Origin of the sequence: Dyella sp., assembly GCF_036384435.1 — a bacterium.
Classification (GTDB): domain Bacteria; phylum Pseudomonadota; class Gammaproteobacteria; order Xanthomonadales; family Rhodanobacteraceae; genus GSA-30.
The window spans coordinates 45,957-54,049 of record NZ_DASVMI010000018.1; the positions used below are offsets into that span (position 1 = coordinate 45,957).

Below are 8,093 nucleotides of genomic sequence, written 5' to 3' on the forward strand. Positions count from 1 at the left end.
ATGACTCCCTTCGATCAGACGCTGAGATAGCCGCCATCCACGTTGAGGATGGCGCCGGTGGTGTATGAAGCGGCGTCGGATGCCAGATACAGCGCGGCGCCTGCCATTTCGGACGGCTGCGCCACGCGACGCATCGGCACATGGGCCAATGCCTGCTTGAGGATGGCCGGCGTGTTTACCAGCACGGAGGCAAACTTGGTATCGGTCAGGCCCGGCAACAGCGCATTGCAGCGCACACCCTGCTCGGCGCACTCCACGGCGAATGCCTTGGTCATGGAGATGACGGCAGCCTTGGTGATGGAATAGATGCCTTGCTGGAAGCCCGGCACCACGCCGTTGACCGAAGAGACGTTGACGATGGCGCCACCACCATGACGCGCCATCAGGCGCGCACCATGCGTGGACATATAGAAGTAACCGCGAATGTTCACGTCCACGGTCTTCTGCAATACCGACGGCTCGGTATCCAGGATATGCCCGAAATAGGGATTGGTCGCGGCGTTGTTGATCAGGATATCCAGCCGGCCATGGCGCGACTGCACGGCGTCATAGAGCGCCTGGATCTGTTCGAGTTCACCGATGTGGCAGGCGATCGCCTCGGCCGATCCGCCCTGTGCCACGATGTCATCGACGACCGACTGACAATCGTCCTGGCGACGACTCGATACGATCACGTGCGCACCGTTGCCGGCCAGCAGGCGTGCGATTTCCGCGCCGATGCCACGGCTGGCGCCGGTGACGATGGCGATCTTTCCGCTGAGGTCGAAGGGATGGGTCGATGTCATGGCAAGTCTCTCGGTAACGGAAAAACGGAAAGGAACATGCAGGGATTCATCGCAACGTGATCCACGCGCGAGCCTGGCCACGCTCCAGGTGCGGCCAGCTGTTGTAAGTGGCGATGCTTGCGCCCTGCGATCCCAGGCGCACGCGTGTGATGCCGCTGTTGACCAGCGACCAGCTTAGATCGAACACGTGCTGCTCAGGCACCTGCAACAAGGTGCCAACCATGACCGCAATCGGGCCACCGGAGGTGAATGCCCACATGGTGGTGGCCGGGGTGGCGGTCATCGCCGTCAGCGCATCGAGCACGTTGGCGCGAAACCGCGGCCAGGTACAGCGATATTCCGCATCGTGCTCGCCGCTCATCCAGCGACGAATCGACGCGACGAACAATATCTGGAAGGCTCGCTTGGGGTCCTCGCTCTTGCGCAACGCCTCGCGCAATTGCGAGGCCTCAGCCAGGTCCGGGCGCTGGCGCGCCAACAGCTCCTGGTGATCGACTTCATCCAGGCCATCGAGCCTGTGCGGTGTTGCCTGCACGCCGGCCGCCTCCAGGCATAGCCGTGCGGTATCGCGATGGCGTACGCGCGGCCCCATCGCCACATGTTCCGGTTGCGTGCCACATTCCGCGAACCATTGCCCCAGGGCGCGCGACTGCTGCTCACCGAGCGGTGACAGCACGTCATAGTCGTCGTCATGGAAACTGGCCTGTCCGTGACGGATCAGCAACAACTCCCGCACGGCTTCAGCCTCGTGTCCGGGCGATGACGCGACGGCAGCGCTGCCCCATGTATCGCGCCGCATCGCCGAAGCCGGCGAATTGCGGATTGGTGGTCTGGCCCAGGGCAAAACGCCGATAGATCTGCTGGATGATCACCATCAGGCGAAACAGCCCGAATGCCTCGTAGAAATCGAACGAAGGCATGTCACGACCAGTGCGCTCCCCGTAATAGGCCACCACTTCGGCACGCGTCAGCATGCCCGCCTCGTGGGTGGGCTGGCGCCGGAACGACTGGAACACCGGATCGTCATCGGCCTGCACCCAGTAGGCCAGCGATCCGCCAAGGTCCATCAGCGGATCGCCCATGGTGGCCATTTCCCAATCGAGCACGCCGATGATGCGCAGTGGATCGTCTGGATGCAGCACGACGTTGTCAAAGCGGTAGTCGTTGTGGATCACGCAGCGACCGTTGTCGTGGGCGGGACGATGCGTGTCGAGCCACGCCATGATGTCATCGCAAGCATCGGCACCTTCCGTCATGGCCTGGCGATAGCGCTCGGTCCAGCCGCTGACCTGGCGTGCGATATAGCCCTCGCCCTTGCCCAGATCCGCCAGACCGGCGCGGGCAGGATCGACGCGATGCAGTTCGACCAGCCTGTCGACGAATCCCAGGCACAACTGGCGCACGCCAGCGGCATCCAATCCCAAGGACGCCGGCAGGTCGCGACGCAGGATGCTGCCGTGCAGGCGTTCCATCACATAGAAGTCGCCGCCGATCACCATGTCGTCATCGCAGCGCGCGAGGATGCGCGGTACGTACGGATAGCTGTTGCGCAACGCAGCCATGATGCCCGCTTCGCGCAGCATGTCATGCGCGGCCTTGGATTTGGCACCCGCAGGCGGGCGCCGTAACACCATCTCGCGATTGGCGTAGGCGAGCAGATAGGTCAGGTTGGAGGCGCCCCCAGGAAACTGGTGCACCTGCGGGACGCCCTCCAACCCGGGCACCTGTGCCTTGAGGAAAGCATCCAGGCGTACGAGATCGAAAGCATCTTCTTCGCGCACCGCCCGCAACGGATCGGTCAACATATTCATGCCTGCTCCTTCGCGGCGTGCTGCGACTTCATTTCCAGGCGCGCCACCACGGCGCGATGCACTTCGTCCGGGCCGTCGGCTAACCGCAACACGCGAGCGTAGGCATATAGGCGCGCCAGTGGGAAATCGTCGGAGAGGCCGGCACCGCCGTGGATCTGGATCGCCGCATCGGCCACCTGCTGCGCCACCATCGGCACGACGACCTTGATCTGCGAAATCAGGCTCAACGCGGCCTTGCTGCCTTGGGTGTCGAGTGTCCACGCCGTCTTGAGGGTGAGTAGACGCGCCTGTTCGATCGCCATGCGCAGGTTGGCGATCATGTCGGCGTTACCCCCCAATTGCGCCAATGGCTTGCCGAAGGCCATGCGCGCGGCGGCGCGCTCGCACAAGAGCGACAAGGCACGCTCGGCAGCACCCAGGGCGCGCATGCAATGGTGCACGCGGCCAGGGCCAAGGCGACCCTGCGCGATCTCGAAACCCGCGCCGGGAGCAAGAATCACATGGTCACGCGGCAGGCGCACGGCATCGAAGCTCAGTTCGCCATGGCCGGATGGCTCGTCCAGGTCGTGGAATACCGGCAGCATGCGTTCCACGTTCACACCGGGCGCATCGAGTGGACAGATCACCATGCTGTGGCGTCGATGCGGCTCGGCGTCGGCATCGCTCAGGCCCATGAAGATCACGAAGCGTGCGTGCGGATGACCGGCGCCGGTCGTCCACCACTTGCGCCCGTCCAACACCACGCTGTCACCGTCCATGCGCGCGGTGGCGCGCATGTTGGTGGCGTCGGAGGAGGCGACCTCTGGCTCGGTCATGGCGAAACCCGAACGGATCGTGCCGTCGAGCAGCGGTAGCAGCCACTGCTGCTTCTGCTCGGCCGAGCCGTAGCGATGCAGCACTTCCATGTTGCCGCTATCCGGTGCCGAGCAGTTAAAGACTTCTGGCGCGATGAACGAGTGCCCCATGATCTCGGCCAGCGGCGCGTATTCGGCGTGACCCAGGCCTTGGGAAAGCTCGGGCATGAACAGGTTCCACAGGCCCTGTTCGCGCGCCTGGCGCTTCAGCGCTTCCATGATCGCCGGCTGCCGCCAGTGGCGGTGATCGCCACTGCCGGAAAGCTGCTGGCGATAGACCGATTCAGCCGGCTGTACGTGTTCACGCATGAAGCGCCACAGCTTGGCGGCAAGCTGCTGGCTGCGCTCGGACGGAGAAAAATCCATGGCGACCTCCTCGTGAATCGTTGCAGGGTACGCCCGGGGAGGTCGATAATTGAAATGAATGTGCTTTATGTAGGCACATTCATTTGACGAATAACCTGGAATGGGACGAAAGGCGAGCAGCGAGAGCGCATTGATGCATGAGGGTCGTGGCATCAAGGGTCGCAGAGAGGATCTGGCAATCCTGGGATGGGCTTCCTGTCGCCCTTGTCTTTGTCATTTGTCTTCCGGCCCTGAGGCGTCATGAACCGCGATATCCGCATCGACCTCAACCTCTTTCGTGTGCTGGATGCCATCTACACCCACGGGGGTGTCAGCGCGGCGGCACGGGTGCTGCATCTGACCCAGCCGGCGGTGACCCATGCGCTGGGGCGGTTGCGCGAGCACCTGGGCGATCCGTTGTTCGTGCGCCAGGGCAACCGGCTGGTGCCTACCGAGAAGGTGCGGGCGATGATGCCGGCGGTGCAGTGGCACTTGCAGGCCCTTCTGGCCAGCGCGCATACCCAGCCCAGCTTCTCGCCATCGCGTTTGGCGATGGAGTTCGTGGTGGGCTTTCGCGACATCCTCGAATCGACGGTGCTGCCAAGCCTGATGGCACGCATCGAACGTGAGGCACCCGGGGTACGGCTGGTCAGCCGGCGCGTTGCCGCCGACGAAGTGGAGCGTGAACTGACCACGGGCACACTGGACCTTGCGGTCGACCGCCCACTGCGGGCCGGCCCACGCATCGCACGCCAGCATCTGCTGGATGAAACGTTGGTGGTGGCGATGCGCCATGCGCATCCCTTGAGCGCGCTGCTGCGACGAGCCGACTACCTGGCCGCCGAACACGTCACCGTCTCACCATTGGGCGAGCCCAATGCCCTGGATATCCTGCTCGGCCAGAACGGCATGACCCGACAGGTGCGACTGGTCTGCCAGCATTATTTTTCGGCCTGCCAGATCGTCGCCGCCAGCGATCTGCTGCTGACCCTGCCACAGTCATACGCCACTCATGTGGCTAGCCAACTGCCCATCGTCACTCATGCGCTGCCATTGCGCCTGAAAGCCTTCCCGATCCTTGCTTACTGGCATGACTCGAAGGACAACGATCCTGCGCATGCGTGGTTTCGGGCGCGGATGAAAGAAGCCATGGGAGGCATCGTTCCCGATGGACACAAGACGATCCACGGCAAGGCGTAGGAGCGATTTCAATCGCGATGCGGGGCACCAGGCGGGCCGCAACGGGGTCGCCGGCGCACAAAAAAACAACGGCGCGGGGAGCGCGCCGTCAGAACCGTTTTTTGGGGAGGATTGAGAGGTACGGGTTCTCAATACCTCGATCCGACGGGGAGGGTGTCGGGGAGGTATGCCGATAAGTGTGGCAGTGCGGCATGACAAGGACGTGACGCGCCTCATGTCAGCCCGCTTATGCACAAGCCACAGAGTTATGCACATAAGGCGTCGCACCGTCGTTTGCAGGCCTAACATTTCAGCGACGTGAGATTGACGATGCAATTTATTGATTTTAAATAATATTTTTCATTTCAAGCAGATTTCAGCGTCTTTTTGCCCATCAGGCCGCCCACGCGCCGCTCGCTTCCCCACAGAGTTATCCACAAGCTTACCCCCAGCACGAGGGGCATTGCCGATACCGCGCACGGGCGTAACCTCCCGGGTCTGCTAGGATTGTCGGTTCCATTGCATGCCGACCCTCGACCGTGAAAGAACAGCTGCGCGACCTGCTGCTGCAGGCGATTCGTACCCTGCAGGCCCATGCCACCCTGCCCGCCGACCTCGAAGTGCCAAGCTTCGTTATCGAGCGCACGCGCAACCGCGACCATGGCGACTTCGCGGCCAATGCCGCGATGCTGCTGGCCAAGCCGGCACGAGCCAAGCCACGTGATCTGGCCCAGCAACTGGTCGACGCGCTGCCGCCCGAAGGGATGCAGCAATTGCGCATCGATCGTGTCGAGATCGCCGGCCCGGGCTTCATCAACTTCTACCTGGGCTCCGGCATGGCCTCGGTCATCGCCGAGCGCATCTTCAAGGAAGGCGAGGGCTACGGCCGTAGCACCCACGGCAACGGCAGAACCGTCGGCGTGGAATACGTGTCGGCCAACCCGACCGGTCCGCTGCATGTGGGACACGGCCGCGCGGCCGCCATTGGCGACACCCTGGCCAGGGTGCTCGATGCCACCGGCTGGAACGTCAAGCGCGAGTTCTACTACAACGACGCTGGCGTGCAGATCAACAACCTGGCCATTTCCACCCAGGCCCGGGCACGGGGTATCGCACCCGACACCGCCGGCTGGCCGGAAGACGGTTATCGCGGCGACTATATCGCCGAGGTCGCCCGCGCCTACCTGGCCCGTGAATCGGTCGAGGCAGACGGCCAGTGGGTGACGGGCGCGGGCGATGCGGATGATCTGGACGCCATCCGCCAGTTCGCCGTGGCCTACCTGCGCCGCGAGCAGGACCTGGACCTGAAGGCTTATGGCGTCCATTTCGACACCTATTTCCTTGAGTCTTCGCTGTATACGGACGGCAAGGTGGAAGAGACCGTGCGTGAGCTCGTCGCCCATGGCCACACCTATGAGGAAGGCGGCGCGCTATGGCTGCGCTCCACCGATTTCGGTGACGACAAGGATCGCGTCATGCGCAAGTCCGATGGCACCTACACTTATTTCGTGCCGGACGTGGCCTATCACCTCAGCAAATGGCAACGTGGCTACGAGCGCGCGATCACCGAGCTGGGTTCGGACCACCATGGCAGCCTGGCCCGCGTGAAGGCGGGTTTGCAGGCGCTCGACTGCGGCATCCCCAAGGGCTGGCCCGAATATGTGCTGCACCAGATGGTGACGGTGATGCGCGGTGGCGAGGAGGTGAAGATCTCCAAGCGCGCCGGCAGCTACGTGACTCTGCGCGATCTGATCGAGGAAGCCGGCCGTGACGCGACGCGTTACTTCCTGATCGCCCGCAAGGCCGATTCGCAACTGGTCTTCGACATCGACCTGGCCCGCTCGCAGAGCAACGACAATCCGGTCTACTACATCCAGTACGCCCACGCCCGCGTCTGCCGCGTGCTGGAGGAACTGGCCGAACGTGGCCTGCCCGCCGTAGATACGCAAGCGGGTATCGACCAGCTTGCCACGCTCGACAGCGAGCACGAGCAGGTATTGGTGACCGAGATTTCCCGTTACCCGGAAATCGTCGAAGCCGCCGCCGTCAATCTGGAACCGCACCTGATCGCCCAATACCTGCGCGATCTCGCTGGTGCCCTGCACAGTTACTATCACGAGCACAAATGGATCGTGGACGACGCCACCGTGCGCAATGCGCGCATCACGCTGGCTGTCGCCACGCGTCAGGTCATCCGCAACGGTCTGGATTTGCTGGGTCTCAGTGCCCCGGAGAAGATGTAAATGGCACCACGCAAGGGTAAAGGCCGTCAGGCCGTGCGCAACAGCAACGGTGGCATGCCCGGTTGGGGCTGGGCGATCATCGGCGTCCTGATTGGCGTGGTACTGATGGTTCTGGCTCGCAGCCACCTGCCGATGGGCGGCAAATCCGGCGATGTTCCGCAAGCCAACCCACAGGCGACGGCCCAGCGCGGTAGCGATGCCGGAGCCGAACAACCGCCGGCGGCCGATGGCGGCGCGCCCAAGAAGCCGCAATACGACTTCTACTCGGTGTTGTCGGAAAAGGAAGTCCGCATTCCCGACGCGGTGATCAGCGCCCAGGCCAAGGCCGAACAGCAGCAGAAGCAGCAGGCGGCCCAGGCAGCTGCCGCGGCCCAGCAGCAACAAGCCGCCGCACAGCAGAAGCCGCCAGCAAACGCGCCGAACGCGGTGACCGAGAACATCACGGCCGCGCCCGCCACTCCCGCCCAGCCAGCCGCGTCGGGCACGGGTGGCGGATACCTGCTGCAAGTGGCCGCCCTGCCCAGCGCATCGGAGGCAGAAAGCCTCAAGGCCAAGCTCGCACTGCAAGGTTTCGTGGCCAACGTGGCAACAGTGAACGTGAACGGGCAGACGTACAACCGCGTGCGCCTGGGCCCGTTCAAATCGGCCACCGAACTGGAAGCCACGCAACAGCGACTGCGCTCGGCCGGTATCAGCGCCATCGCCCTGAAAGAAGGCAAGTAAGCCGCTGACGGCATGAGGAAAAGGGGCGCTTCGGCGCCCTTTTTGTTGTGCGGTATCCACTCGCCGTCCGTGTATGCCGATATTCGGACCAACGGCTTGCGGGCCACCCGATCAACGCGCCAAGCTACGGGTTCGCGAGGGATGAGGGTCCAG

The 8,093-nt window shown here is 63.5% G+C and carries 7 protein-coding genes; 3 read left to right on the top strand and 4 right to left on the bottom strand.

The genetic code is table 11. The features are described from left to right. Positions 1-14 precede the first annotated feature (14 nt). Genes VF436_RS01500 through VF436_RS01515 form a run of 4 tightly spaced genes read right to left on the bottom strand, consistent with a single transcriptional unit; the run spans position 15 to position 3,816 of the window. The gene (locus VF436_RS01500; protein WP_330902202.1) at positions 15-785 is read right to left on the bottom strand and encodes an SDR family oxidoreductase; all 771 of its coding nucleotides are present in this window, start codon (positions 783-785) and stop codon (positions 15-17) included. 46 nt (positions 786-831) lie between these two features. Then, positions 832-1,584 (bottom strand): histidine phosphatase family protein, encoded by a 753-nt coding sequence (locus tag VF436_RS01505; protein WP_330902203.1) that lies wholly within the window; start codon positions 1,582-1,584, stop codon positions 832-834. Then, positions 1,526-2,596 carry a phosphotransferase family protein gene (locus VF436_RS01510; protein ID WP_330902204.1) on the bottom strand — a complete coding sequence of 357 codons (1,071 nt, stop codon included), beginning with the start codon at positions 2,594-2,596 and terminating at the stop codon, positions 1,526-1,528. Before VF436_RS01510 ends, VF436_RS01505 begins: the two co-directional genes overlap by 59 nt. Further along, positions 2,593-3,816: an acyl-CoA dehydrogenase family protein gene (locus VF436_RS01515; protein WP_330902205.1), complete on the bottom strand. Its 1,224-nt coding sequence runs from the start codon at positions 3,814-3,816 to the stop codon at positions 2,593-2,595. Before VF436_RS01515 ends, VF436_RS01510 begins: the two co-directional genes overlap by 4 nt. A 240-nt stretch (positions 3,817-4,056) precedes the next feature. Here VF436_RS01515 and VF436_RS01520 point away from each other — a divergent pair, with 240 nt between their 5' ends. The 3 genes from VF436_RS01520 (at position 4,057) to VF436_RS01530 (ending at position 7,940) form a co-directional block, all read left to right on the top strand. Beyond that, positions 4,057-4,995 carry a LysR family transcriptional regulator gene (locus VF436_RS01520; protein WP_330902206.1) on the top strand — a complete coding sequence of 313 codons (939 nt, stop codon included), beginning with the start codon at positions 4,057-4,059 and terminating at the stop codon, positions 4,993-4,995. A 518-nt stretch (positions 4,996-5,513) separates the two neighbouring features. Then, on the top strand, positions 5,514-7,217 hold the full coding sequence (gene argS, locus VF436_RS01525; protein WP_330902207.1) for an arginine--tRNA ligase: 1,704 nt from the start codon (positions 5,514-5,516) through the stop codon (positions 7,215-7,217). After that, entirely contained in the window at positions 7,218-7,940 is a 723-nt protein-coding gene (locus VF436_RS01530; RefSeq protein WP_330902208.1) for an SPOR domain-containing protein, read from the top strand. It begins immediately after the preceding gene. Positions 7,941-8,093 lie beyond the last annotated feature (153 nt).

Coding starts and splice junctions, on each gene's coding strand:
- VF436_RS01500 (WP_330902202.1), bottom strand. CDS start 785: ATGACATCGACCCATCCCTTCGACCTCAGCGGAAAGATCGCCATCGTC.
- VF436_RS01505 (WP_330902203.1), bottom strand. CDS start 1,584: ATGCGGCGCGATACATGGGGCAGCGCTGCCGTCGCGTCATCGCCCGGA.
- VF436_RS01510 (WP_330902204.1), bottom strand. CDS start 2,596: ATGAATATGTTGACCGATCCGTTGCGGGCGGTGCGCGAAGAAGATGCT.
- VF436_RS01515 (WP_330902205.1), bottom strand. CDS start 3,816: ATGGATTTTTCTCCGTCCGAGCGCAGCCAGCAGCTTGCCGCCAAGCTG.
- VF436_RS01520 (WP_330902206.1), top strand. CDS start 4,057: ATGAACCGCGATATCCGCATCGACCTCAACCTCTTTCGTGTGCTGGAT.
- VF436_RS01530 (WP_330902208.1), top strand. CDS start 7,218: ATGGCACCACGCAAGGGTAAAGGCCGTCAGGCCGTGCGCAACAGCAAC.